The organism is Streptomyces sp. NPDC058092, assembly GCF_042884935.1.
Classification (GTDB): Bacteria; Actinomycetota; Actinomycetes; order Streptomycetales; family Streptomycetaceae; genus Streptomyces.
In genome coordinates this window covers 170,196-193,392 of the sequence record NZ_JBHVSY010000017.1, presented here as the reverse complement: position 1 = coordinate 193,392, position 23,197 = coordinate 170,196, and the positions used below count along the sequence as shown (strand labels likewise).

The following is a 23,197-nucleotide window of genomic DNA, read 5'->3' as shown; positions in this document are numbered from 1 at the left end:
CAACGGAGAACTCCGGGCGGGCAGTCGGCGATGAAACAGGAAGTCTCACGGCGCGAGCCGTAAGAATCTCCCTCCTTCAGGAGGGAGAGCGTCAATCCGTATTCCGTTCCGAAACTACCCAGGAGTCTGCGCGAACGCCGGCCGGCTGTTCCTGGATACGGGGCGTACGGGGGCGTTCGGGTCCACGTGCGCGTCTCCGCGCGCCCCCGGGTCGACGGTGAGGGGTGAACGCGCCACCATTGCAGGTGCGATCACATCGTTGCAGAAGCGATCACACCGTGGCGGAATGGTCACTTCCGTGCCACAGGCCACAGGGTTCCCTTGTACCTGTCTTCGCCGTCCACAAGGCTGAACGCAGGACGAGGCAAGGCCGCTCACGTCACCACGTTCCGGAGCGGCTGCGGTCCGGCGGCCCCGTCCTCGGGTGTCCGTCCCTTCTCGGGGGAGGGGACGGACACCATCCGCCGGCGGCGCGGCCGTACGGGCGGCCTCAGCGGATCGTGAAGTGGACCGCGTCCTCCAGGAACGGAATGTCCAGCCACGGCTTGGGCTGTGCCACCAGCGCGAGCATCACGATGAGGAAGCCGAGCAGTCCGTACGTCACCAGGTCGGTGAAGCGGGAACGGACCGCCAGCATGCCCACCGACGGGACGACGATCCGCAGCACCGCGCCCCCGATGAGAGCCACGCCGATCAGCATCGTGCCGATCCTGAAGGCCTCGGCGAACGGGTCGACGGCCACGATCAGCAGCCCGATCCCGGCCGTGCAGAGCACGGCGAGCAGCGGCCACTGCCGGGCCGGGGCGGGCGCGCTCCCGGACGCGGCCCGGCCACCGCCCTCGGGGCGCGCGGTGTCCCGGGTGAACAACGGGAACCTCCGCGACGGGCGTGCGGCCGGAGCGGCCCCCGGGGCGCTGCCGGGACCGGCGTCCGCGGCGCCGGCGTCATCACCGGCAGCCGTTTCCGCCTCGTCACGGGCCGCCGCGGCCTCATCCGCCGCACCGTCACCGTCACCGGCGCCCGATCCCTCGCCCGCGCCCGCACCAGCCATGTCCGCCCCCGCCTCCGCGTCCGTGTCCGTTTCCACCTCCGACGGCACCGGAGACGTCCGGTCCGCCGCGGCGGCCGGGTCGGCCGGACTCGTACCAGCACCCATGAGGTTCCTTCCGGATCGGGTCGGCCGACTCAGACGGCGTCGGCCGCGTTGCGCTCGGCCGCCTCGACCACGTTGACGAGCAGCTGGGCGCGGGTCATCGGGCCGACACCGCCCGGGTTCGGGGAGAGCCACGCGGCGACCTCGGCGACACCCGGGTGAACGTCCCCGACGATCTTGCCGTGCTCGTCCCGGCTGACGCCGACGTCGAGCACGGCCGCGCCCGGCTTCACGTCCTCGGGCTTGATGATGTGCGGCACTCCGGCGGCGGCAACGATGATGTCGGCCTGCTTGAGCTGGGCGGAGAGGTCACGCGTACCGGTGTGGCACTGGGTGACGGTGGCGTTCTCGGACTTACGGGTCAGCAGCAGCGGGATCGAGCGGCCGATGGTGACACCGCGGCCCACGACCACGACGTGTGCCCCGTTGATCTCCACGTCGTGGTGGCGGAGCAGCTGGACGACGCCCTGCGGGGTGCAGGGCAGCGGGCCCGTCTCGTTGAGCACGAGCCGGCCGAGGTTCATCGGGTGGAGGCCGTCGGCATCCTTGGCCGGATCCATCAGTTCCAGGACGCGGTTGGTGTCGATCCCCTTGGGGAGGGGAAGCTGCACGATGTAACCCGTGCACTCCGGGTTGGCGTTGAGCTCCCGCACGACGTCCTCGATCTCCTCCTGGGTGGCGGTGTCGGGGAGTTCGCGCTGGATGGAGCCGATGCCGACCTGAGCGCAGTCGCGGTGCTTGCCGTTCACGTACCACCGGCTGCCCGGGTCGTCCCCGACGAGCAGGGTTCCCAGGCCAGGGGTGATGCCCTGCGCCTTGAGGGCCGCCACGCGGACGGTGAGATCGGACTTGATCGCGGCTGCGGTGGCCTTGCCATCGAGAATCTGGGCAGTCATGTCCCCATACTCGCGGATGACCCCGCCCGCATACCAATTCCGGGTGCCGTGGATGGCCGGCAGATTGCGCTTGCACAACACATTCGGCAATCGGCTGGACAAAAAGCCGATGTCAAGACCACGATGAGCCGCGCAGTACCGCGGACAGTGTCGGGGGGACAGACCGTACTCATTGCGCATGTTTCCTCCGCTCGGACCGCGTCGTCCCCGCACTTTTTGCAACGGAGGAAATTCGCCATGAGCTTCGGCGACCCGAACAACCCCTACGGCCAGCAGCAGCAGGGCGGGCAGCCGGGGTACGGCTACCCGCAGCAGTCCCCGCAGGGTGTGCCGCAGCAGGGCGGCTATCCCGCGGCCCCGCCGGTGCAGGGCGGCTATGGCTTCCCTGGTGTGCCCACCGAGATGCCGGGCGGCGTGAAGGCAGCCCGCGTCATGCTCTACGTGATCACTGGCCTGCAGGTCATCGGCGCGGTCATCTTCGCGATCGCCGCCGCGGCCGTGAACGCCGCCAAGAACGACTCGACGCTCAAGGACGACGTTCAGTTCCAGCAGCTCGCCGACTACTCCGGCAATGCCCTGTGGGCCATCGTGGTCTTTGCAGTGCTGTGGGGCGTCTTCGCCGTCTTCCTGGCCGTGAAGTTCGGCAAGGGGACCAACGGCATCCGCATCACGGCGATCGTCTTCGGTGCGATCACCGCGATTCTCGGTATCTACCCGTTCGTCATCTTCGGTCTCATCCACACGGTTCTCGCCGTGCTGATCATCGTCTTCGTCGCGCGGGCCGACGGCAACGCCTGGTTCAACCGCCAGCAGCAGCCGCAGTACTGATCCGGCCGCGGGCCTGCCGGCCCGCCGTCGCGGCACCGGAATCACACGAAGGCCGTACCCCCGCCCACGTGCGGGGGTACGGCCTTCGGTCGTTCTGCCGGGTCAGTGGAAGAAGTGCCGCGTACCCGTGAAGTACATCGTCACGCCCGCCTTCTTCGCGGCCTCGACGACCAGCTCGTCACGGACCGAACCGCCCGGCTGGGCCACGGCCTTGATGCCGGCCGCGGTCAGGATCTCCAGCCCGTCCGGGAACGGGAAGAACGCGTCGGACGCGGCGTACGCGCCCCGCGCCCGCTCCTCGCCCGCACGCTCGACGGCCAGCTTCGCGGAGTCGACCCGGTTGACCTGGCCCATGCCGACGCCCACCGAGGCGCCGCCCTTGGCGAGCAGGATCGCGTTGGACTTGACCGCGCGACAGGCCTTCCACGCGAAGGCGAGCTCCTTCAGCTCGTCCTCGGAGAGGGCCTCACCGGTGGCGAGGGTCCAGTTGGCCGGGTCGTCGCCGTCGGCCTGGAGGCGGTCGGTGACCTGGAGCAGCGCGCCGCCGTCGATCGGCTTGACCTCGACCGTGGAGGTCGGGGCGTCGGGGCAGCGCAGCACGCGGATGTTCTTCTTGCGGGCAAGGATCTCGACCGCGCCGTCCTCGTACGCCGGGGCGACGATGACCTCGGTGAAGATCTCCGCAACCTGTTCGGCCATGGCGACGGTCACCGGGCGGTTGACGGCGATGACGCCGCCGAAGGCCGACAGCGGGTCGCAGGCGTGCGCGTTGCGGTGCGCCTCCGCGACGTCGTCGGCGATCGCGATGCCGCACGGGTTGGCGTGCTTGATGATCGCGACGCACGGCTTGGCGTGGTCGTACGCGGCCCGGCGCGCGGCGTCGGTGTCCGTGTAGTTGTTGTACGACATCTCCTTGCCGTGCAGCTGCTCCGCCTCGGCCAGGCCACCGGCACCGGAGGTGTAGAGCGCGGCGGGCTGGTGCGGGTTCTCGCCGTACCGCAGGACGTTCTTGCGCTCGTACGTGGCACCGAAGAAGTCGGGGAAGCCCGAGTCGTCGGCGGCGGCGTAGTCGTCGGCGAACCAGGAGGCCACGGCCACGTCGTACGCGGCGGTGTGCTGGAACGCCTCGGCCGCCAGCCGCTTGCGGGCGGTCAGGTCGAAGCCGCCGGCCTTGACCGCGGTGAGGACGTCGGCGTACCGCTCGGGGCTGGTGACGACGGCCACGGACGGGTGGTTCTTGGCGGCGGCGCGGACCATGGACGGGCCGCCGATGTCGATCTGCTCCACGCACTCGTCGGCGGACGCGCCGGAGGCGACGGTCTCCTTGAACGGGTAGAGGTTCACGACCACCAGGTCGAACGGCTCCACGCCGAGTTCGGCGAGCTGCTCGCGGTGGGCGTCCAGGCGCAGGTCCGCGAGGATGCCGGCGTGGACGCGCGGGTGCAGCGTCTTGACGCGGCCGTCCAGGCACTCGGGGAAGCCGGTGAGCTCCTCGACCTTGGTGACCGGTACCCCGGCGGCGGCGATCCTCCCGGCGGTGGAGCCGGTGGAGACGAGCTCGACACCCGCCTCGTGCAGACCGCGGGCGAGGTCTTCGAGCCCCGTCTTGTCGTAGACACTGACCAGGGCGCGGCGGATGGGCTTATTCACCGACATGACCGAGATGAACCTTTCGTCCCTCAATGCGATAGCCGTCACGGGCGAGCCGCCCCACGGCCTCGACGAGCAGCTTGCGCTCGACTTCCTTGATGCGTTCGTGGAGAGCGGCTTCGCCCTCCGCCGTGTCCGCTTCGGCCACCTCGACCACGCCCTGCGCGATGATCGGACCGGTGTCGACGCCGTCGTCGACGAAGTGGACGGTGCACCCGGTGACCTTCACGCCGTACGCGAGTGCGTCACGCACCCCATGGGCACCGGGAAAGCTGGGGAGCAGGGCGGGGTGGGTGTTGATGAACCGGCCGCCGAACCGGGCGAGGAACTCCTTGCCCACGATCTTCATGAACCCCGCGGACACCACGAGGTCCGGGCGGTGCTCGGCCGTCGCGGCCGCGAGCGCCGCGTCCCATTCCTCGCGGGTGGCGTAGTCCTTGACCCGGCACACGAAGGTCGGCAGTCCGGCGCGCTCCGCCCGTTCCAGACCGACGATGCCGGAGCGGTCGGCGCCGACCGCGACGACCTGGGCACCGAAGCCCTCGGGATCGTCGCCGATGGCGTCGAGCAGAGCCTGAAGGTTCGTGCCGGAGCCGGAAACCAGGACGACCAGACGGGCCGGTGCGGGGGAAGGGGGCGGGGAGGCCACGGCTGGGCCCTTTCTCGCGTGGTGAAGCAGAGTGACGCTGATTTGTATGGTCGTACGAAAGAATCGAGCCCCGTGATACGGGGAACTCTACGAACGAGCCGACCGTCAGCAACGATACCGGCACCTCGGGAGGCCCCCACGGGACGGGGGTGAGGGGCCAGGGGACGGCTACGGATCGGCTGCGGACCGGTTGGGGGTCGGCCGGGGATCGGCTGCGGAATGCGTGGGAGTGTCCGGGGGGACGGGTATCGGCTGCCTGGCGCAGCCGCTCCCAGCTTTCGGTCCCTTCCGGCCGGGAGGTAGCGTCAGGGGACAGGGAACCGTCCGCAGGGCGGAAATGACGAGATGGGGAAGACGTTCACCATATGCCGGACCGACGCCGCCGCACCGCCTTCCGCCACCCGCTGCCCGAGCAGACCCCACTGCTGCTGCGAGAGCGCCAGTCCCCTACGGGCCCTTCCTCTTCTTCTTCCGGTTCTTCATCTTCCGGTACTCCTTCCGATGACAACCCGTTCGCCGCGCCGCCGGAGAACCGGCCCGATCAGCTCTGGCAGCCCCGCCACCCTTCAAACACCGGAAACGGAAACGGCGGAAACGGGAACGGCCAGGGGACCGGAGGCCGGGACAACGGCGACGGGTCGCCCGAGGACGGTTCCTCCGACGACCGGCCGGTCTGGGGCAGCCAGTGGAGCAGCCGGCAGCCCGGTCGCCAGAGCGGCGGCTTCGGCGGTCGCCCCGGAGGCCCGGGCGGGCCGAACGGCCGGGGCGGCCCCGAGGGCAAACCCGGCGGACTGCGCTGGGACCCGACCGACCCCGCCCAGCGGCGCGCCCGCTACGCACTGCTCTCCGGTATGTGGGCCTTCTTCTTCGCGCTCTTCGACTTCCCGGAGATCGCCCTGCTGCTCGGCGTACTCGCCGTGTACTGGTCGATCAGCTCGCTGCGGGCGAAGCCGGAGGGGGCATCCGGACCGGGCGGCGCCACCAGGGCCCCCGGGGCGGGCGCGGCGTCCGGTACACCGGCTGCCGGTCCTCTTCAGGGTTCCGGTTCCGGGCATGTCCCCGGGCCCGGCGCACCCGGCGCACCCGCTCCGGGCTACGGCAGGCAGCAGACCACGGCCGCGGTCAGCGGGCTGGTGACGGCGCTGCTCGCGCTCTCGATCGTTGCGACCACGTTCACGGTGCAGCTGGTCTACCGCGACTACTACACCTGTGTGAACGACGCCCTGACCAAGTCCGGCCAACTGGCCTGCAACGACCAGCTGCCGAAGCCGCTGGAACCCTTCTTCGGCGTCAAGAAGTGACACCTCACTCAATTCACGACGGTCCGGCCTCCTCGGGAGGCCGGACCGTCGTCCGTTCGTGCCAGGGATCGGCCGGCAGGAAGTCGTACGACTCGGAGTCCTCGGCCCTCCCGCCGTCCGCCGCGGCGGGTGGGCCCCCGGGGGTGCATACGGGGGTGCATACGGGGGTTGGCAGCGTTCCCGGCGTGGACACCGGCTCGGCCTTCTCGCCCGCTTCCCGGCGCCCGGACCGTGTCCACCACCGTCGGCCGCTGCCCGTCTGCTGAGGCGCCCGCTCAGGCACCTCAGCAGGCGTCTGGGCAACGGGCGCCCCTTCCGCCGCCTCTGCCGTCACCTCCTGCGCCGGGCCCCGCCTCCACCACCGGCCCCGGTCGCCGCCCCGCAGACGCCAGGCCCGCACCAGGAGCGCCCCGGGAACGCCGAGCAGCGCCGTCCACACCAGGGCCGCCGCACCGGTCAGCCACCACACCGGGCCGAACTCCGCCAGCGCACGGGTGCCGAGCGGCCCTCCGGCAGCCGCGGCCAGCACCGCCGTACCCACCCCGCACCCCAGCGCCCCCAGCCCGGCCGTCAGCGCGGTCTCCCGCAGGCTCCACACCTCGTGCCGTCCGGCGTGGGCGGGCGCGGTCCGCCGCACCGTGAACCAGGCGACCGTCACCCCGGCCGCGACCGGCACCACCGCGGCCGCCCAGTTCGGGGCCGTCCCCGGACCCTGGTCCGGCACCGCGGCGAGCAACGGGAAGACGGGCAGCGCCGGGCGCCCCGAGAACGCGAGCGGGGTGACCGTGGACGCCGTACCGAGCGCGAACCCCGGCCCGAGTCCGTACGCGGCACCCCACACCGCCGCGTTCGGCACCAGCACCAGCGCGAGCAGCACCACCGAGACGCGGCCTGCCCAGTCGCCCGAGAGCTGGACGAACGACTGCTGAGCCGCCGGGGCATGCCAGACCAGTCCCACAGCGACGAGCAGCGCCCCGCCGCCCAGCAGCACCGCCACCCCGGCCGCCGCCGACCGGCACACCGCATCGGCACGCTCCCTGAACCGGGAACGCGCCAGCTCCTCGTGCAGGCGCACCGGCGCCCAGGACGGCGGCGGCCCGAACGGGCGCCCGGATGCCGTCCAGACCCCGGCCGCCGCCGCGCCCGCCACCACAATGGACGAAGGGAAGAGCAGCGACGACGTGTGCACGGACAGCGAACCGCCCCGCGCGTAGAGCGCGACAGCGCCCCCGACCAACAGATATCCGCCGACGACCAGGGCGAACGCGGCCGCCGCCGAGGGTGCCGGACGCCCCTCGTCCGGCTCCAGGGCATCCCGGGCCGCGCGGTGCACCAGCCACACCGGCGCGACGGCGAGCAGCAGCGGAACGAGGCCGACCGGAGCGGGGGCTCCGCCAAGCGTGTCGGTCCTGATCAGCTCCGCACCATGGGCGAGCAGCCAGAGCCCGGCCGCCGTGTGGAGGGCGCCGCCGGGGCCGTCGTCGGGGGCCGGAGAGCTGATCCACAGCACCATGACGAGCACGGTGAGTGTGCCCAGCCCCAGCCCGGCCGCGAGAACCCCACGCAGGAAGGTGAAGGCCAGCACGGCGGACCGGCCCTGCTCTGCCGACAACGACGGGCTTCCTTCGGTCACTTGGGTCACCCCGTCATGCTCCCAACGACACGCGCTTATTCCGTGTAACGGGCGAACAGCCGCCGTGTCGCCCAATATGCGTTTATGTACTTTTTCGCCCAGTGCAGGTCCACGGGGGTTCATTCATGACGCAGAGCTCGACCGATGTGGCCACCGCCCCTGCGCTCCCCTCCCCCAAGGCGCTCCGCAGACTGCGTGAGGCGAAGTCGCTGAGTGAAGAGCAGGTCGCGATGGCGGTGGGCGTCACCCGGGCCACGGTCCGGTCCTGGGAGACGGGCCGCACCACGCCCCGGGGGCGAAAGGGTGAGGTGTATGCCAGGCTGATCAGCGGCGGCCGGACAGGCCCGCAGGCCGCGCCTCCGAGCGCCCGGACCAAGTCCACCGCCTCGAGCACCCGGCCGAAGGCCGCCGTCAAGCGGGCGGCCCGTCCGGCGACGCCGACGGCGGTCGCGCGGCTGTCCAAGCTGGTGACGTCCATGAAACCGCCGTCCCGCACGCCGTCCCGTCCGCCGACCCCCGTCGAAGCCACCGGGAGTTCCGCCATGGCCCCGACCGAGCCCGGCACCACCCCCGATCTGCCCGGCACCCCCGAGGCATCCGGCGCGAGTGAAGAACCTGAGGCGACAGCACCAGCACTTGAGGCAGCGGTCGAGGCAGAGGCGGCAGAGGCAGCGGCGGCAGCAGCAGAAGCCGCAGCGGTCGAGGATTTCGATGCCCTGTACAAGCACTGCGCTGCCGCCCTTTTCCGGCAGACGTTTCTGCTGACCGGGCGCCGGAGCCTCTCCCAGGAGTCCGTCGCGCGGGCCTTCGCGCTGGCCTGGGACCGCTGGCCCGAGGTCGTGGCGGACCGTGATCCGGTGGGGTGGGTGCGGGCGGCCGCGTACGAGTACGCGATGTCACCCTGGCACCGACTGCGCCGCACGCACCGCGAGCCGCCACCCGCCGAACCCGGCGCGCGCGCACTGCTCGACGCGCTGCTCGACCTGCCGCCGTCGTACCGCCGCACCCTGCTGCTCCACGACGGTGTCGGCCTGGGCCTGCCGGAGACCGCGGCGGAGACGGAGGCCAGCACTCCGGCGACGGCGAGCCGGCTGATGAACGCCCGTGCCGCGGTCGCCGAGCGGCTGCCCGAGCTGGCGGAACCGTCGTCCCCCGCCGAGCAGTCGGCACTCCTGCATCAACAGCTCGGCGCGCTCGCCGAGGCCCAGACCCCCGCCTCGCTCCCTTCGCCCGACGTGATCCGTACGGACAGCGCGCGCCGGGCCCAGCTGTGGACCAGGGCGGTCATCTCCTTCGTGGTGCTGCTCATCGGGGCGACGCTGTTCACCCTGGCGACGGGTCCGACGCGGTACGAGACCCCGGAGTCACCCGCTCAGCAAGTCGAGGGGGTGCCGCCACGAAGTGGCCCGCAGAGGCTGACGCCGCAGGACCTGAAGCTGCAGAAGCAGCTGCACGGCGAGCTCGTACAGGGCCCGGCCCGGCTGCTCCCCCACCCCGGCTGAACGCGAGCGGGAACCGGCTGACGGACAAGCCACGGCGGGAGGCACGGACGGGGCCTCACCCGAGGCGCGAACGGGGCACGGCCCGAGGCGCGGACGGAGCCGCGGCCGCGCAGAAAGAAACGGCGCGGGCCCGTATCCCTGACCGGGGTACGGGCCCGCGCCGTCTGTGCGGGTGACGCGATACTGCGGTACTGCTCCGACGCGGTGAAGCGATCAGGCGCCGAGGATCTCGCGCGCCAGCTTGGCGGTCTCGGTCGGCGTCTTGCCCACCTTGACGCCGGCGGCCTCCAGGGCCTCCTTCTTCGCCTGCGCGGTGCCGGAGGAGCCGGAGACGATGGCGCCGGCGTGGCCCATGGTCTTGCCCTCGGGGGCGGTGAAGCCCGCGACGTAACCGACGACCGGCTTGGTGACGTTCTTCGCGATGAAGTCGGCCGCACGCTCCTCGGCGTCGCCGCCGATCTCGCCGATCATCACGATGAGGTCGGTCTCGGGGTCGGCCTCGAACGCCGCGAGGGCGTCGATGTGCGTCGTACCGATGACCGGGTCGCCACCGATGCCGACGGCGGAGGAGAAGCCGATGTCACGGAGCTCGTACATCATCTGGTAGGTCAGCGTGCCGGACTTGGACACGAGACCGATGCGGCCGGGCTTGGTGATGTCGCCCGGGATGATGCCGGCGTTGGACTGACCGGGGGTGATCAGGCCGGGGCAGTTCGGGCCGATGATCCGGGTCTTGCTGCCCTTCGAGCCCGCGTACGCCCAGAAGGCGGCGGAGTCGTGGACGGCGATGCCCTCGGTGATCACGACGGCCAGCGGGATCTCGGCGTCGATCGCCTCGACGACGGCGGCCTTGGCGAAGGCCGGCGGCACGAAGAGAACCGACACGTTCGCGCCGGTCTTCTCCATCGCCTCGGCGACGGTCCCGAACACGGGTACCTCGTTGCCGTCGAAGTCGACGGACGTGCCGGCCTTGCGCGGGTTCACGCCGCCGACGATGTTGGTGCCGTCGGCGAGCATGAGCTTGGTGTGCTTCATGCCGGTGGCACCGGTCATCCCCTGGACGATGACCTTGCTGTCCTTGGTGAGGAAGATTGCCATGGTGTTGGAGTCCCTCGTCCCTTACTTCGCAGCCGCGGCGAGCTCGGCGGCCTTGTCGGCCGCGCCGTCCATGGTGTCCACGCGCTGCACGAGCGGGTGGTTGGCGTCGGAAAGGATCTTGCGACCCAGCTCCGCGTTGTTGCCGTCGAGGCGCACGACCAGCGGCTTGGTGACCTCTTCGCCCTTGCTCTTGAGCAGCGCAAGAGCCTGGACGATGCCGTTGGCGACCTCGTCGCACGCGGTGATGCCGCCGAAGACGTTGACGAAGACGGACTTGACGTCCGGGTCGCCGAGGATGATCTCCAGGCCGTTCGCCATGACCTCTGCGGAGGCGCCGCCACCGATGTCGAGGAAGTTGGCGGGCTTCACGTTGCCGTGGTTCTCACCGGCGTACGCGACGACGTCCAGGGTCGACATGACCAGACCGGCACCGTTACCGATGATGCCGACCTCGCCGTCGAGCTTGACGTAGTTGAGGTTCTTGGCCTTGGCGGCAGCCTCGAGCGGGTTGGCTGCGGCCTTGTCCTCGAGCGCCTCGTGCTCGGGCTGACGGAAGTCGGCGTTCTCGTCGAGAGACACCTTGCCGTCCAGCGCCAGGACGTCGCCGGAGGCGACCTTGGCGAGCGGGTTGACCTCGACGAGGAGCGCGTCCTCGGCGACGAAGGTGTCCCACAGCGTCACCATGACCTCGGCGACCTTCTCGGCCACCTCGGCCGGGAACTTCGCCTGGGCGACGATCTCGCGGGCCTTCTCGATCGTCACACCGGTGTTGGAGTCGACCGGGACCTTCGCGAGGGCCTCGGGGGTCTTCTCCGCGACCTCCTCGATGTCCATGCCGCCCTGCACCGAGGCCATGGCCAGGAAGGTGCGGTTGGTGCGGTCGAGGAGGTACGAGACGTAGTACTCCTCAAGAATCTCCGGCGCGGTCTCGGCGATCATCACCTTGTGGACCGTGTGGCCCTTGATGTCCATGCCGAGAATGTCGGTCGCGCGGGCGACCGCCTCGTCGGGGGTGGCGGCCAGCTTGACGCCGCCGGCCTTGCCGCGGCCGCCGACCTTCACCTGCGCCTTGACGACCGACTTGCCGCCCAGCCGCTCGGTCGCCTCGCGGGCTGCCTCAGGCGTGTCGATGACTTCACCGGCCAGCACCGGTACACCGTGCTTGGCGAAGAGGTCCCTCGCCTGGTACTCGAACAGGTCCACGCGCGTCCGTCCCTTAATCAATGGTCTCGCGGTTCGTTTTCTGCGTGGGCGTGCCGCGAGGGGCAATGTGACTGCTCTGTCACTAGGAAGGCGCACAGGGTGACCCGGAGTACGCGGCATGTCCATCTCGCAGGTTATCCCCGCGCTCCGCGTGACCCTAAATCGCAGGTCGCACCTGAGCGGTGATTACGGTCACAGACCCGGCCGGTCGCCGGGTCGCAGCGGACAACTCCGCACGGCCGTGGTGTACCGGGACGGACCCCCGAACAGGCCGGGACGCGCTCCACGCGAGCCCCTTTCCCTACCGGTGCGAGTTACCGGCGCGAGCCCCTGCTGATGCGAGTTTCCCTGCCGGCGCGGGTCCCCTTCCCCGATGGGGCTCACTGCTGGGCCTCCTTGTCCGGTACAGGGAGCGGCCTCTTCTCGATCGCCGCAGCCATCACTTCCGGGAAGAGATCCGGGGTGCACGCGAACGCCGGTGCGCCCAGGGCCCCGAGGGCCGCCGCGTGGTCGCGGTCATAGGCGGGCGCCCCCTCGTCGGACAGCGCGAGCAGCGTCACGAACTGCACGCCGGAGGCCTTCATCGCGGCTACCCGCTTCAGCATCTCGTTGCGTATGCCGCCCTCGTACAGGTCGCTGATGAGCACGACGACGGTGTCGGCCGGGCGGGTGATCCTCGACTGGCAGTAGGCGAGCGCGCGGTTGATGTCCGTGCCGCCGCCGAGCTGGGTGCCGAAGAGGACGTCGACGGGGTCGTCGAGCTGGTCGGTGAGGTCGACCACGGCCGTGTCGAAGACGACGAGTCTGGTCCGCAGGGTGCGCATGGAGGCGAGCACCGCGCCGAAGACGGAGGCATAGACGACGGAGGCGGCCATCGATCCCGACTGGTCGATGCAGAGGATGACGTCCTTCTTCACGGACTGCGCGGCCCTCCCGTAGCCGATGAGGCGCTCGGGTACGACGGTGCCGTACTCCGGGAGGTAGTTCTTGAGGTTGGCCCGGATGGTGCGGTTCCAGTCGATGTCGTGGTGGCGGGGCCGGTTGATCTTCGCCGAGCGGTCCAGTGCGCCGGTGAGGGTGGCCCGGGTGCGGGTGGCGAGCCGCTTCTCCAGATCGTCGACGACCTTGCGTACGACCGCTCTCGCGGTCTCCTTCGTCGTCTCGGGCATGGCTTTGTTGAGCGAGAGGAGCGTTCCGACGAGATGGACGTCCGCCTCGACGGCCTCCAGCATCTCCGGTTCGAGGAGGAGGGCGGAGAGGCCGAGCCGGTCGATCGCGTCACGTTGCATGACCTGGACGACGGAGCTGGGGAAGTACGTACGGATGTCGCCGAGCCAGCGGGCCACGGAGGGGGCGGAGGCTCCGAGTCCGGCCGAGCGGTTGTTCCCGCCCCGTCCTCCGGGTCGGCCTCCGCCGCCGTAGAGCGCGGCCAGTGCCCCGTCCATCGCGGCGTCGCGTCCGGTGAGGGTGCAGCCGGTGCTCTCGGCGCTGTCCCCGCCCAGGACCAGCCGCCACCGGCGCAGCCGTTCGTCGTCGGCCGGGCTGGGCGGTGAGCCGTGGGCCGGGTGCGGTGTGGTGTCGGCCGTGTTCGTGGTCATCCCGTTGCCCCCAGCGGTTCCTTGACGTTCTCGGCACGCTCGCCCGGGTTGACGCCTCCCGGGGCCGGATCCAATTCGGTGTGCGTGTGGGTGTCGGTGTCCAGACCGAGCAGGAGGCGCAGTACCGGTACCACCGCGTCGGCCCGGGCCCCGTCGAGTCCGGGGCCGAAGCCGGGTGCCGCGGCCGCGGTGCCGTCGGCGCCGGCGGCCGGTCCCCCGGCGGCCGGACCGCGCCGTACGAGCTCGCCCAGCGTGCGCCGTACGCCCGCTTCGTACGCCGAGAAGGTGCGGCGCAGCAGGGGCAGCACATCGGCGAAGGTGTCGGCGGGAACCCCGGTGAGCCAGGCGTCGACCAGGCCGAGCAGCCGCTCGTCGTGGACGAGGAGCATGCCGCCCCCGGCGGCTCCGCCGACGAACCCCTCGATCCAGGCCGCGGCGTCGGCCGGGGGTGTGCCGGGTGAGAGGGCCAGGCCCATCAGACGTGCCGCGTCGTCCTCCGCGAGCCGTCCTTCGTCGAGCAGCAGACGGGCCGCACGGCCCCGGATGACGCCCGCGACCGTGTCCCGGGCGGCGAGCTTGTGCAGTACGGCGGTCCAGCGCTCGCGCAGCCCGTCCCCGTCGGCGTCCGTCCGAACGGCCCCGCCGAGCAGGCCGATCGCGGTGTGGACCCCGTCCACCCTGCGGCGGAGTTCGGCGGCGCCTTCGGCGTCGAGTCCGGTGCACGCGGGTGGCAGTCCGACGCAGATCCGCTCGGCGAGCCCGGCCGCGACCCTGCCGAGCGCCGCGGTGTCCGTGGACCGCACGTCGCCGTAGCGCAGGGTGCGGGCCAGTGCGGGCAGGGCGTCGGCGAGATGGCCGACATCGGCGTCGAGCGCGGCACGGTCCGCGAGGGCCTTCATGACCACGGGCAGCGCTTCGGGCAGTTCCGCGAGGAGACAGTGCTCGGCCAGCGCGGTGACCTTGGCGAGCCCGGTCGCCGCGGTCGCCCGGAACTCGGCCTTGGCGGTCGCCGCGGAGAGCACGGTGGTGCCCCATGTCCCGGCCTCCGCGACCTGTACGTACAGCTCCGGTTCCCAGCGCAGCCGCCAGCTCTCCCGGAAGGTGCCGGTGCCGGCCCGGCCGGTAGCGGACTCGCCCCAGCCGACGGCCAGGATCCGCAGCCGGTGGAGCAGCCGGCTGCGGGCCGCGTCGGTGTCCTTGCGCAGGTCGAGCTCCAACTCCCGCTCCAGCGCCTCCGGTTTGAGCCGGAGCGTGCGCTGCTGTCGGGTGAGGTCGCGTTGCAGGGGTACGGCGGGGGCGGTGTCCGGCACTTCACCGAGTGTCTCGCCGACGATCAGCCGGTCCCGTACGAGCGCGAGCGGCACGTCGGAGCCTTCGCACATCACGGCCCTGATCGCGTCGGTCGTCTCAGTCAGCCCGGCGAGCGGGCGGCCGCGCATGGCGGCCAGGGTCTCGGCGAGCCGGACGGCCTCGATGACGTGGGCCGACGAGACGAACCGGTCCTCGTCGCGCAGGAGTCCGGCGACCTTGGTCATCCACCGCTCGATCGGGCGGTCGGCGGCGTCGAAGAGGTGCCCGTACCAGCCGGGCGAGTCGATGCCCGCCCCGTAACCGCTGTGCCGGGCGAGTCGGCGGTGCGACCAGGGCACCCAGGTCAGTTCGGTCTTGACCTTGGGGAGCCCTTTGAGCAGGGCCCGGTCGGCGGCGAGCGTGGCCCTCGTACCGAGCGCGGGCACGTGCCAGGCGCCGCAGACGACGGCGATGTCGTCGCCGAACTCCTTTGCCGCCTTGCGTAGTTGGATGCGCATATACGCCTCGCGGACGGTGTCCCGGGGATGGCCGCCGTCGCCGTACACCTCGCGCAGGGCGGTCATGGCCTCGGCGAGCGCGGCGAACGGTGCCCGCGGGTCGGTGGCCTCACCGTCCTGGGTGCGGTGTTCGACGACGTCCTCCCACCAGGCCTCCGGGTCGTCGTAACCCGCCGTCTCGGCCAGTACGCCGATGGGGTCGACCGGGGCGCGCGCAGGCGAGCCGCCGGCGAGCGTCCCCGACTCCCCGTCTCCCTCCCCGTTCCCGTCCTGGCCGTCCTGGTGTTCCGCTGCCCGTGTCATGGCCAGCGAGTTCGCCGCGGGCAGGTCGATGAAACGGACCGGCACGTCGTGAGCCAGCGCCCAGCGGATCGCCACCCATTCGGGGGAGAACGCGGCCAGCGGCCAGAACGCCGCCTGCCCCGGGTCGTCCACGGCGTGGGCGAGCAGCGCGACCGGCGGGCGCATCCGCTCGTCGGCAGCCAGCGGAAGGAGCGCGTCACCCTCCGGGGGCCCCTCGATGAGCACGGCCCGCGGGCGGGCGGCATCCAGGGCCGCACGGACGGCTCGGGCCGAGCCCGGTCCGTGGTGCCGCACCCCCAGCAGCAGCGGTCCGCCGGGCGGCGTGGCCCGGGTCATGCGGATACCTCGCGGCAGGCGCGGTAGAAGTCCTTCCACCCGTCCCGCTCCCGGACGACGGTCTCCACGTACTCCTGCCAGACCACCCGGTCGGCCGCGGGGTCGCGGACGACCGCGCCGAGGATGCCGGCCGCCACGTCACCGGGGCGCAGCACGCCGTCCCCGAAGTGCGCGGCCAGCGCCAGGCCGTTGGTGACGACGGAGATCGCCTCGGCCGTCGACAGCGTCCCCGAGGGGGACTTGAGTTTGGTACGGCCGTCGGTGGTGACGCCGTCGCGCAGTTCGCGGAAGACGGTGACGACGCGCCGGATCTCGGCCAGGCCGTCGGGCGCGGCCGGGAGGTCGAGCGAGCGCCCGATCTGGTCGACGCGCCGGGAGACGATGTCGACCTCGGCATCGGGGGTTTCCGGCAGCGGCAGCACGACGGTGTTGAACCGGCGGCGCAGCGCGCTGGACAACTCGTTGACCCCGCGGTCACGGTCGTTGGCGGTGGCGATGACGTTGAAACCGCGGACCGCCTGGACCTCCTGCCCCAGTTCGGGGACGGGGAGCGTCTTCTCCGACAGGATGGTGATGAGCGAGTCCTGCACATCGGCGGGGATACGGGTGAGTTCCTCGATCCGCGCGGTCATGCCGCCGGACATGGCGCGCATGAGGGGGCTGGGCACCAGGGCGTCGCGGCTGGGCCCGTGCGCGAGCAGCTGGGCGTAGTTCCACCCGTAGCGGATGGCTTCCTCCGGGGTGCCTGCCGTGCCTTGGACGAGCAGTGTCGAGTCACCGCTGACGGCGGCCGCGAGATGCTCGGACACCCAGGTCTTCGCGGTGCCGGGGACGCCGAGGAGCAGCAGGGCACGGTCGGTGGCGAGTGTGGTCACGGCGACTTCGACGAGGCGGCGCGGGCCGACGTACTTGGGCGTGATCACCGTGCCGTCCGGCAGTGTGCCGCCGAGCAGGTAGGTGGCGACGGCCCACGGGGACAGCTGCCAACGGGCGGGCCGCGGGCGGTCGTCGGCCGCGGCGAGGGCCTTCAGCTCATGGGCGAAGACGTCCTCGGCATGCGGGCGCAGGGCCTGAACGCCATCGGTGGCGGTGGTTTCGGACACGGTCATGGATCCCCCTCCAGATCGGTCGACCTGATGTGGTTCCCACCGTGCACCATGGCACTGACAATCGGCCCCGACCGCAGGTCAGGGCCGATTCGGCCACTACGGACCGGGAGTTCAACCGGCCACCGGCGAGACGGCGACACAGCCACCCGCGGTGATGAGGCCCTCGCCCTTGGCCTCCGTGATGACCTTGCCCTTGTGCGTGATCGAGCAGGCGACGTCGGCCCCGTTCCCGTCCAGGGCGATCGGCATGACGGCGGGCGGCATGATTCCACGCAGCGTGACGGTCTTCCGCCACGGCAGGGTGGGGGACTTGACCGTCTCGATCTCCGGTTCCATGGCCTTTCCACCGCCCCCGTGGAACTGGATCTCGTCGACGCCCGTGCCGGTGACCTCGTAGGTGACCTCGTACGCCTCGTTCACGGCCTTGTCCACCTGATCGACGGTCTCGGAGCAGGCGCCGAGGCCCACGGCGAGGCCGAGGACGGCCGCTGCGCAGACTGCGGTACGAACCGTGCGAGCCCTGTGAACGGTGCAGAGGTCACGGAAGCTGTGGACATTGCGGAAGTTGCGGGCGGTGTGGCTCATCGGTTGATCCCCCCGGATCCAGAGGTCAGGAGCTCGCAGCGAATCGCAGAGCGAAAGCGAGGTCAAGGTCTGCTCGGGACGACGAATCAGCAGTTCAGGTCGATTGTCAGTGGTGGGTTCTACCGTCGTTCCCATGCTGCTATCTCACGGGGGAGAACCCTCGCGCACGGCCGACCCGGCGGCGCGCTGGACGGTGGAGCAGGTCCTGGCCCTCGCTCCTGACGAGGCATCACGCAAGGCGGGGAGCAAGCTCGGTTCGACCGGCCCTTGGTCGGGCGGCGGATGTGACGGTTCGGGTGCGGTGTGGGGGCTGTGCAAGGGAAGCGGAAGCAAGCCGTACCAGACGGTGGTCGACACCACCGGCCCTGCGTACAAGTGCAGTTGCCCCAGCCGGAAGTTCCCGTGCAAGCACGCGCTGGGCCTGCTGCTGGTCTGGGCGTCCGGCGAATCGGCCCTGCCCACGGGCGAGGTTCCGGACTGGGCCGGTGAGTGGCTGACGGGCCGTCGCAAGCGTGCGTCGGAGAAGGAGGGAAATGACGGGCCGGCGCCGGGCGGCGCCTCGGCCACGGGCCCGGCCGACCCGGAGGCCGCCCGGCGACGTGCCGAGCGCCGGGCCGAGCGGATCACCGGCGGAGCACAGGAGCTCGAGCAGCGGCTGACGGACCTGCTGCACGGCGGCCTGGCGGCGGCCGATCAATCGGGGTACGGGCTGTGGGAGGAGACGGCGGCCCGCATGGTCGATGCCCAGGCTCCCGGACTGGCCGCCCGCGTAAGGGAATTGGGGTCCATCCCCGCGTCCGGGCCGGGCTGGCCGGAACGGCTGTTGGAGGAGTGCGCGCTGCTGCATCTGCTGGACAGCGCCTGGCTGGGAATCAGCCGGCTGCCGGAGCCGTTGGCGGCCACGGTGCGTACCCGGGTGGGGCTGACCGCCTCCGCCGAGGGCCCGCCGATCCGCGACAAGTGGCTGGTCCTCGCGCAGTACGACACCCCGGACGGCAAGATCGTCACGCGCCGGATCTGGCTCCACGGCAAGGACTCGGGCCGCGCGGCGCTGCTGCTCTCCTTCGGGGCGGCCGGGCGCTCCCCCGGGCTGGCACTGCCGGTGGGTGTCACGATCGACGCCGAGATCACGCCCTATCCGGGCATGGGCCGGCTACGGGCGGAGCTGGGCCGGCAGTTCGGTGTCCCGTCCCCGGCAGGCACACCACCTCCGGGTGGCACGGTGGCGACCGCGATCGGCGCGTACGGGGACGCCCTGCGGGACGACCCATGGCTCGACACCTGGCCGGTGACGCTGCACGAGGTCATACCCGTGCCGTCCGGGGACGGCTGGCAACTGGTCGACGCGGCGGGCGAGGCGGCCCTGCCCCTCGCTCCGTCCGCGCTGTCCCGGCCCGGGCTGTGGAAGCTCGTCGCGCTCTCCGGCGGCTCTCCGGTCACGGTCTTCGGCGAATGCGGCCACCGCGGTTTCGACCCGCTCGCGGCCTGGTCCGCGGACGGGGCCGACGCCGCAGGCAGCGCCGGGATCAGCAGCGCCGATACGGCGTCCGAGACCGTGCGGCTCATCTGACGCTGGATTCGAAGGATTCGAAGGGCTCCTCGAAGGACTCAAAGGGTTCGAAGGGGTCGAAGGGGCCGAAGTCCAAAGGGTTCGAAGTCCGAAGGGGGACCAATGCCTCGCACCATCACACCCGCGCCATGGGAAGAACTCGTCACTACGGCGCTTCTCGGCACCGACCGCCGGCCGGCGGAGGGAAACGACGGGCCGGCCGGACTGCTGGACGCGGCGGCGCTCCACACCGTGCGGCGCAGAGCGGGGCTGCTGCCCGCCCCTGCCTGCCCCCGGCCCGAGCCGGCGCCCGCCGACCCGAGGCCACCGCTGCCCACGGCCGCGCGGCGCAGACTGGCCCAGTTGCTCGCGGACCGGTCGGCAGCGGGCGGCTCGGGTGGCCGGCGCGGTACGGCCCCCGATCTCACGGAACTGATCCCGCAGTGGCTGGCCACCGCCAATCAGCACGGCTTCCGGGCACCGGCCGCGCTGCTCCCGCCCCTGCTCGACGCAGCCAGATCCCGTACCGATCTACGGCCGCAGGCCCTGGCCTTCGCCGGGCCGCGCGGGCTGTGGCTGGCCGGGCTGAACCCCGAGTGGAAGTTCGCGCTGCGCGGCTCGCCCGGCGGCTCGTTGCTGCCCGATGTCACGGATTCGGAAGCGGTCACCCGGCTGTGGGAGGAGGGTCTGTTCGCCGAACGGGTCGCCCTGCTCGGGGCAGTACGGGCACACGATCCCGCGCAAGCGCTCGCGCTGCTCGCCACCACATGGTCCACCGAGCGCGCCGAAGACCGGCTGATGTTCCTGGACTCACTGCGCACAGGGCTGTCCGCCGTGGACGAGACCTTCCTGGAACAGGCCCTCTCCGACCGCAGCCGCAATGTCCGCTCGACGGCTGCCGAACTGCTGTCCGCGCTGCCGGAGTCGGCGTTCGCCGGACGGATGGCGGCCCGCGCGTTGTCCTGTGTGAGCCCGGACCTCGCGGACGACGCCTCCGTCGCCGTGGAGGCCCCGCACGAATGCGACGCCTCGATGGAGCGCGACGGCGTGGTGGCGGTGCCGCCGTCCGGGCGGGGGGAACGGTCCTGGTGGTTCGGCCAGTTGGTGGAGGCGACCCCGCTCGCCACCTGGCCGGCGCGGTTCGGCGGGCGCACCGCGCAGGAGATCGTCGCCCTGCCGGTGGCCGACGGCTGGGCCGAGGAACTGCACGCCGCCTGGTGCCGGGCAGCGGTGCGCCAGCGGGATCCGGAGTGGGCCCGCGCACTGCTCGGCGCCCCTTCCGTCCCTCCGTCGAACGGCCCCGGCACGGCGTCGCTCGCCGAGCGGTCGAAGCTCCTCGCCATGCTTCCCGCGGCCCAACGGGGCGAATGGGTGGCCGACTTCATCGCGGCGCACGGGCTGTCGGAGGCGTTCCAGCTGCTCGGGGTCTGCCCGACCCCCTGGTCCGAGCCGCTCGGCCGCTCGGTCGTCGACGCCCTGGACATCGCCCGGGACGCGGGCAGCTACCCGTGGAGCTTCAGCGGCGTGATGGGCCTGGCCGAACGCTGCCTGAACCCGGCCGAGGCAGACCGCCTGGAGGTCCTCACCACCACCCCGGACGAACCGGAGAACGCCTCACCGGGCGCGAACGGCTACTGGTCGGAGGCCTTCCAACGACTGGTCTCCACACTGCGACTGCGCGCGGCGATGGACCTGGAACTGATACCGGGCCGAGTCGAATCGGCGAACTTCGACCGCGGGAAGCACAGCAGCCCCGGCTGAGGACTGCTCAGCGGGCGCGGGCCTCCTGGGCGCGGTCGGGGACCAGGGACAGGTATCAGTCCCGGTGGCCTCGGCCCGGTCCCCGCGCCCATACGCTTGGCCGCCCGGACCGGTCGCCCTGGCAAGCGACACGGGCGGGCGGCGGGCCGGTCCCGGGCACGCAGCTCCGGCCGACCACCCCGTACGTACCTCCCCACGCAGGCGCCCCGTGCGGCCGTCCCCGCACAGCCGTCCCCGGCGCCCGTCAGGGTCAGTGGGCCAGCCCGGCCTGGGTGGGGGGGTCAGGCTTCCGCCGGGTGGCGGACGTTTGCGTTGACCCAGTCGACGATCGACGCCGTCGTCGCACCCGGGGTGAAGATCGCCGCGACGCCCTGGTCCTTCAGCGGTGCGATGTCCGCCTCCGGAATGATGCCGCCGCCGAAGACCTTGATGTCCTCCGCCTCGCGCTCCTTCAAGAGCTCGATCACCTTGGCGAAGAGCGTGTTGTGCGCACCGGAGAGGATCGAGAGGCCGATCGCGTCGGCGTCCTCCTGGATCGCGGTGTCCACGATCTGCTCGGGCGTCTGGTGGAGCCCGGTGTAGATGACCTCCATACCGGCGTCGCGCAGCGCCCGCGCGATCACCTTGGCTCCGCGATCATGGCCGTCCAGGCCCGGCTTGGCCACCACCACACGGATCGGACCGGTCACACCCATCACTGCCTCCACATGCGTCTCCCGTGCCTGAAGGGCCGGGGATGTGAACGAACGTTATCGACAGCATCCCGCAACCCGCTGTTTCGCGGTGGACGGGGAGGGGGAAATCACACGTGGGACATGTTCACCGGGCGCCGTTCCCTTCGATGCGGCACACCTGCCGTGCGGGACCGGCCGCCAGGGGAGCCGCTACGAGGTCGCCGTACCACCGCGCCGCCAGCCGCGCGGCACGGTGGTACGGACCGCCGGGCCCGTCGGCATCGGGACCGGACCCCGGCCGGGCTGACCGCCCGTGCCTCCGCAACGGCACTCCACGAGGGCAGACGGGGACCGGAGCCGCCTCCCCGCTTGCCGAAGCAGGAGGTCGGCCATGCAGGTCCTGCCTTTCCCACCGCCACTGCTGCGCCGGCCGTGTCCGTGTCGCATCCGGCTGTCATCCGCACTGCTCAAGGCCACCGTGCTCGAGCTGGTGGTTCTCACCGGGCACGTACTCCTGTACGCCACCGGCATCGCCGGAGAGCGGCAGCCCACGCCACGCCCGGCCGGACCACCCACCGGCACCGCGCCCGCCGGGACATCCGCCCTCCCCACCGAGGGCAGCGAGCGGCCGCCCGTCGTGCTCCTGCACGGTTTCATCGACAACCGTTCGGTCTTCGTCCTGCTCCGCCGCTCCCTCGCCCGGCACGGCTGGCACCATCTGGAGTCGCTCAACTACTCGCCGCTGACCTGCGACATCCGTACGGCGGCCGAGCTGCTCGGGCGGCACGTCGAGGAGATCTGCGCCCGCACCGGACACCACGAGGTCGACATCGTCGGGCACAGCCTCGGCGGGCTGATCGCCCGCTACTACGTGCAGCGGCTGGGCGGTGACCAGCGGGTCCGCACCCTGGTCACGCTCGGCACACCGCACGGAGGCACGGCCGTCGCCCCGCTGGCCAGCGCTCATCCCATCGTGCGCCAGATGCGTACGGGCTCCGCGCCGATCGAGGAACTGCGCAGGCCGGCGCCCGGCTGCCGCACCCGGTTCGTGAGCTTCTGGAGCGAGCTGGACCAGGTGATCGTCCCTGCCGAGGCGGCCTGCATCGACCATCCGGATCTCGACGCGCTGAACGTACGTGTCAGCGGGATCGGCCATCTCGCGCTCCCGGTGCACCCGACCGTCGCCACCGCGGTCCGGCAGGCGCTGGAGTCCGGCGAATCGACGACCGAAACCGTTGGAACTTCCGAAGCTGTTGGAACTTCCGAAGCTGAGGGAGATTCCGAGGCCGGAGGAGCTGCCTGAGCCGGGGTGGTGCTGTGGCTTCGCCCACCGAGCAGGTGCTGGCGTGGGTCGCGTCGACGGCCGAGATGCCGGACTGGGACAAGCGGTCTCCGGTCAGGGTTCTCGGTGCGGGAGCCGGGGACGCCGGCCCGGCCACCCGCCCGGGGGACGCCCCCGGCAGCCACCCCTGACGCACCAGCACCAGCACCAGCACCAGCACCAGCACCAGCACCACAAGTCACTCGAGCTTCGATGGCACAGGCCACCCCGCCGACCTCC

19 protein-coding genes are annotated in these 23,197 nt (G+C 71.6%); 7 read left to right on the top strand and 12 right to left on the bottom strand.

The window, feature by feature from the left end; genetic code table 11:
- Positions 1–490 precede the first annotated feature (490 nt).
- Together ACFVV1_RS26565 and ACFVV1_RS26560 are read right to left on the bottom strand one after the other, a co-directional pair.
- Positions 491–1,156, bottom strand: a complete 666-nt coding sequence (locus ACFVV1_RS26565; RefSeq protein WP_389993800.1) for a DUF3017 domain-containing protein — start codon at positions 1,154–1,156, stop codon at positions 491–493.
- A 29-nt stretch (positions 1,157–1,185) separates the two neighbouring features.
- Entirely contained in the window at positions 1,186–2,049 is an 864-nt protein-coding gene (locus ACFVV1_RS26560; protein ID WP_389993798.1) for a bifunctional methylenetetrahydrofolate dehydrogenase/methenyltetrahydrofolate cyclohydrolase, read from the bottom strand.
- A 237-nt stretch (positions 2,050–2,286) separates the two neighbouring features.
- Between ACFVV1_RS26560 and ACFVV1_RS26555 the strand changes: the two genes are divergently transcribed.
- A complete protein-coding gene (locus ACFVV1_RS26555; RefSeq protein ID WP_389993796.1) occupies positions 2,287–2,877 on the top strand; it encodes a hypothetical protein in 591 nt (196 codons plus the stop codon).
- A gap of 102 nt (positions 2,878–2,979) precedes the next feature.
- Here the strand turns inward: ACFVV1_RS26555 and purH are convergent, their stop codons facing one another.
- Together purH and purN are read right to left on the bottom strand one after the other, a co-directional pair.
- Entirely contained in the window at positions 2,980–4,533 is a 1,554-nt protein-coding gene (purH, locus tag ACFVV1_RS26550; RefSeq protein WP_389993794.1) for a bifunctional phosphoribosylaminoimidazolecarboxamide formyltransferase/IMP cyclohydrolase, read from the bottom strand.
- A complete protein-coding gene (gene purN, locus ACFVV1_RS26545; protein WP_389993792.1) occupies positions 4,520–5,176 on the bottom strand; it encodes a phosphoribosylglycinamide formyltransferase in 657 nt (218 codons plus the stop codon). The genes purH and purN overlap by 14 nt, the downstream gene beginning before the upstream one ends.
- Before the next feature lie 365 nt (positions 5,177–5,541).
- Between purN and ACFVV1_RS26540 the strand changes: the two genes are divergently transcribed.
- The gene (locus tag ACFVV1_RS26540; RefSeq protein ID WP_389993790.1) at positions 5,542–6,477 is read left to right on the top strand and encodes a hypothetical protein; all 936 of its coding nucleotides are present in this window, start codon (positions 5,542–5,544) and stop codon (positions 6,475–6,477) included.
- Positions 6,478–6,490: 13 nt separating this feature from the next.
- On the opposite strand, the gene ACFVV1_RS26535 is transcribed toward ACFVV1_RS26540, so the two are convergent.
- Positions 6,491–8,110, bottom strand: coding sequence for a DUF6350 family protein (locus ACFVV1_RS26535; protein WP_389993787.1), 1,620 nt, complete (start codon positions 8,108–8,110; stop codon positions 6,491–6,493).
- 125 nt (positions 8,111–8,235) lie between these two features.
- Here ACFVV1_RS26535 and ACFVV1_RS26530 point away from each other — a divergent pair, with 125 nt between their 5' ends.
- The gene (locus ACFVV1_RS26530; protein WP_389993785.1) at positions 8,236–9,612 is read left to right on the top strand and encodes a helix-turn-helix domain-containing protein; all 1,377 of its coding nucleotides are present in this window, start codon (positions 8,236–8,238) and stop codon (positions 9,610–9,612) included.
- A gap of 213 nt (positions 9,613–9,825) precedes the next feature.
- On the opposite strand, the gene sucD is transcribed toward ACFVV1_RS26530, so the two are convergent.
- From sucD to ACFVV1_RS26500, 6 genes are all read right to left on the bottom strand, one after another.
- Complete coding sequence (sucD, locus tag ACFVV1_RS26525) at positions 9,826–10,710, bottom strand: succinate--CoA ligase subunit alpha (protein ID WP_389993782.1); 885 nt, start codon at positions 10,708–10,710, stop codon at positions 9,826–9,828.
- 21 nt (positions 10,711–10,731) lie between these two features.
- Entirely contained in the window at positions 10,732–11,913 is a 1,182-nt protein-coding gene (gene sucC / locus ACFVV1_RS26520; RefSeq protein ID WP_266358625.1) for an ADP-forming succinate--CoA ligase subunit beta, read from the bottom strand.
- 380 nt (positions 11,914–12,293) lie between these two features.
- The gene (locus ACFVV1_RS26515; protein WP_389993779.1) at positions 12,294–13,511 is read right to left on the bottom strand and encodes a vWA domain-containing protein; all 1,218 of its coding nucleotides are present in this window, start codon (positions 13,509–13,511) and stop codon (positions 12,294–12,296) included.
- The gene (locus ACFVV1_RS26510; protein WP_389993776.1) at positions 13,508–15,958 is read right to left on the bottom strand and encodes a DUF5682 family protein; all 2,451 of its coding nucleotides are present in this window, start codon (positions 15,956–15,958) and stop codon (positions 13,508–13,510) included. Before ACFVV1_RS26510 ends, ACFVV1_RS26515 begins: the two co-directional genes overlap by 4 nt.
- Positions 15,955–17,067 carry an AAA family ATPase gene (locus ACFVV1_RS26505; RefSeq protein ID WP_389993773.1) on the bottom strand — a complete coding sequence of 371 codons (1,113 nt, stop codon included), beginning with the start codon at positions 17,065–17,067 and terminating at the stop codon, positions 15,955–15,957. The genes ACFVV1_RS26510 and ACFVV1_RS26505 overlap by 4 nt, the downstream gene beginning before the upstream one ends.
- Positions 17,068–17,178: 111 nt before the next feature.
- The gene (locus ACFVV1_RS26500; RefSeq protein ID WP_389993770.1) at positions 17,179–17,652 is read right to left on the bottom strand and encodes an MmpS family transport accessory protein; all 474 of its coding nucleotides are present in this window, start codon (positions 17,650–17,652) and stop codon (positions 17,179–17,181) included.
- Between the two features lie 133 nt (positions 17,653–17,785).
- Between ACFVV1_RS26500 and ACFVV1_RS26495 the strand changes: the two genes are divergently transcribed.
- The gene (locus ACFVV1_RS26495) at positions 17,786–19,222 is read left to right on the top strand and encodes an SWIM zinc finger family protein (RefSeq protein ID WP_389993767.1); all 1,437 of its coding nucleotides are present in this window, start codon (positions 17,786–17,788) and stop codon (positions 19,220–19,222) included.
- Positions 19,223–19,324: 102 nt separating this feature from the next.
- Positions 19,325–20,962, top strand: coding sequence for a DUF5691 domain-containing protein (locus tag ACFVV1_RS26490; protein ID WP_389993764.1), 1,638 nt, complete (start codon positions 19,325–19,327; stop codon positions 20,960–20,962).
- Between the two features lie 281 nt (positions 20,963–21,243).
- On the opposite strand, the gene ACFVV1_RS26485 is transcribed toward ACFVV1_RS26490, so the two are convergent.
- Positions 21,244–21,657: a cobalamin B12-binding domain-containing protein gene (locus ACFVV1_RS26485; RefSeq protein ID WP_384457612.1), complete on the bottom strand. Its 414-nt coding sequence runs from the start codon at positions 21,655–21,657 to the stop codon at positions 21,244–21,246.
- A 370-nt stretch (positions 21,658–22,027) separates the two neighbouring features.
- Between ACFVV1_RS26485 and ACFVV1_RS26480 the strand changes: the two genes are divergently transcribed.
- Both ACFVV1_RS26480 and ACFVV1_RS26475 read left to right on the top strand, forming a co-directional pair.
- The gene (locus tag ACFVV1_RS26480; RefSeq protein ID WP_389993761.1) at positions 22,028–22,939 is read left to right on the top strand and encodes an esterase/lipase family protein; all 912 of its coding nucleotides are present in this window, start codon (positions 22,028–22,030) and stop codon (positions 22,937–22,939) included.
- A gap of 14 nt (positions 22,940–22,953) precedes the next feature.
- Positions 22,954–23,109 carry a hypothetical protein gene (locus tag ACFVV1_RS26475; RefSeq protein ID WP_389993758.1) on the top strand — a complete coding sequence of 52 codons (156 nt, stop codon included), beginning with the start codon at positions 22,954–22,956 and terminating at the stop codon, positions 23,107–23,109.
- The last annotated feature ends 88 nt before the right edge of the window (positions 23,110–23,197 follow it).

What these genes read in the sequence shown, in the direction of transcription:
- ACFVV1_RS26565 (WP_389993800.1), bottom strand. Translation starts at nt 1,156, where the DNA reads ATGGGTGCTGGTACGAGTCCGGCCGACCCGGCCGCCGCGGCGGACCGG.
- ACFVV1_RS26560 (WP_389993798.1), bottom strand. Translation starts at nt 2,049, where the DNA reads ATGACTGCCCAGATTCTCGATGGCAAGGCCACCGCAGCCGCGATCAAG.
- ACFVV1_RS26555 (WP_389993796.1), top strand. Translation starts at nt 2,287, where the DNA reads ATGAGCTTCGGCGACCCGAACAACCCCTACGGCCAGCAGCAGCAGGGC.
- purH (WP_389993794.1), bottom strand. Translation starts at nt 4,533, where the DNA reads ATGTCGGTGAATAAGCCCATCCGCCGCGCCCTGGTCAGTGTCTACGAC.
- ACFVV1_RS26540 (WP_389993790.1), top strand. Translation starts at nt 5,542, where the DNA reads ATGCCGGACCGACGCCGCCGCACCGCCTTCCGCCACCCGCTGCCCGAG.
- ACFVV1_RS26530 (WP_389993785.1), top strand. Translation starts at nt 8,236, where the DNA reads ATGACGCAGAGCTCGACCGATGTGGCCACCGCCCCTGCGCTCCCCTCC.
- sucD (WP_389993782.1), bottom strand. Translation starts at nt 10,710, where the DNA reads ATGGCAATCTTCCTCACCAAGGACAGCAAGGTCATCGTCCAGGGGATG.
- ACFVV1_RS26515 (WP_389993779.1), bottom strand. Translation starts at nt 13,511, where the DNA reads ATGACCACGAACACGGCCGACACCACACCGCACCCGGCCCACGGCTCA.
- ACFVV1_RS26510 (WP_389993776.1), bottom strand. Translation starts at nt 15,958, where the DNA reads ATGACCCGGGCCACGCCGCCCGGCGGACCGCTGCTGCTGGGGGTGCGG.
- ACFVV1_RS26505 (WP_389993773.1), bottom strand. Translation starts at nt 17,067, where the DNA reads ATGACCGTGTCCGAAACCACCGCCACCGATGGCGTTCAGGCCCTGCGC.
- ACFVV1_RS26500 (WP_389993770.1), bottom strand. Translation starts at nt 17,652, where the DNA reads ATGAGCCACACCGCCCGCAACTTCCGCAATGTCCACAGCTTCCGTGAC.
- ACFVV1_RS26495 (WP_389993767.1), top strand. Translation starts at nt 17,786, where the DNA reads ATGCTGCTATCTCACGGGGGAGAACCCTCGCGCACGGCCGACCCGGCG.
- ACFVV1_RS26490 (WP_389993764.1), top strand. Translation starts at nt 19,325, where the DNA reads ATGCCTCGCACCATCACACCCGCGCCATGGGAAGAACTCGTCACTACG.
- ACFVV1_RS26485 (WP_384457612.1), bottom strand. Translation starts at nt 21,657, where the DNA reads ATGGGTGTGACCGGTCCGATCCGTGTGGTGGTGGCCAAGCCGGGCCTG.
- ACFVV1_RS26480 (WP_389993761.1), top strand. Translation starts at nt 22,028, where the DNA reads ATGCAGGTCCTGCCTTTCCCACCGCCACTGCTGCGCCGGCCGTGTCCG.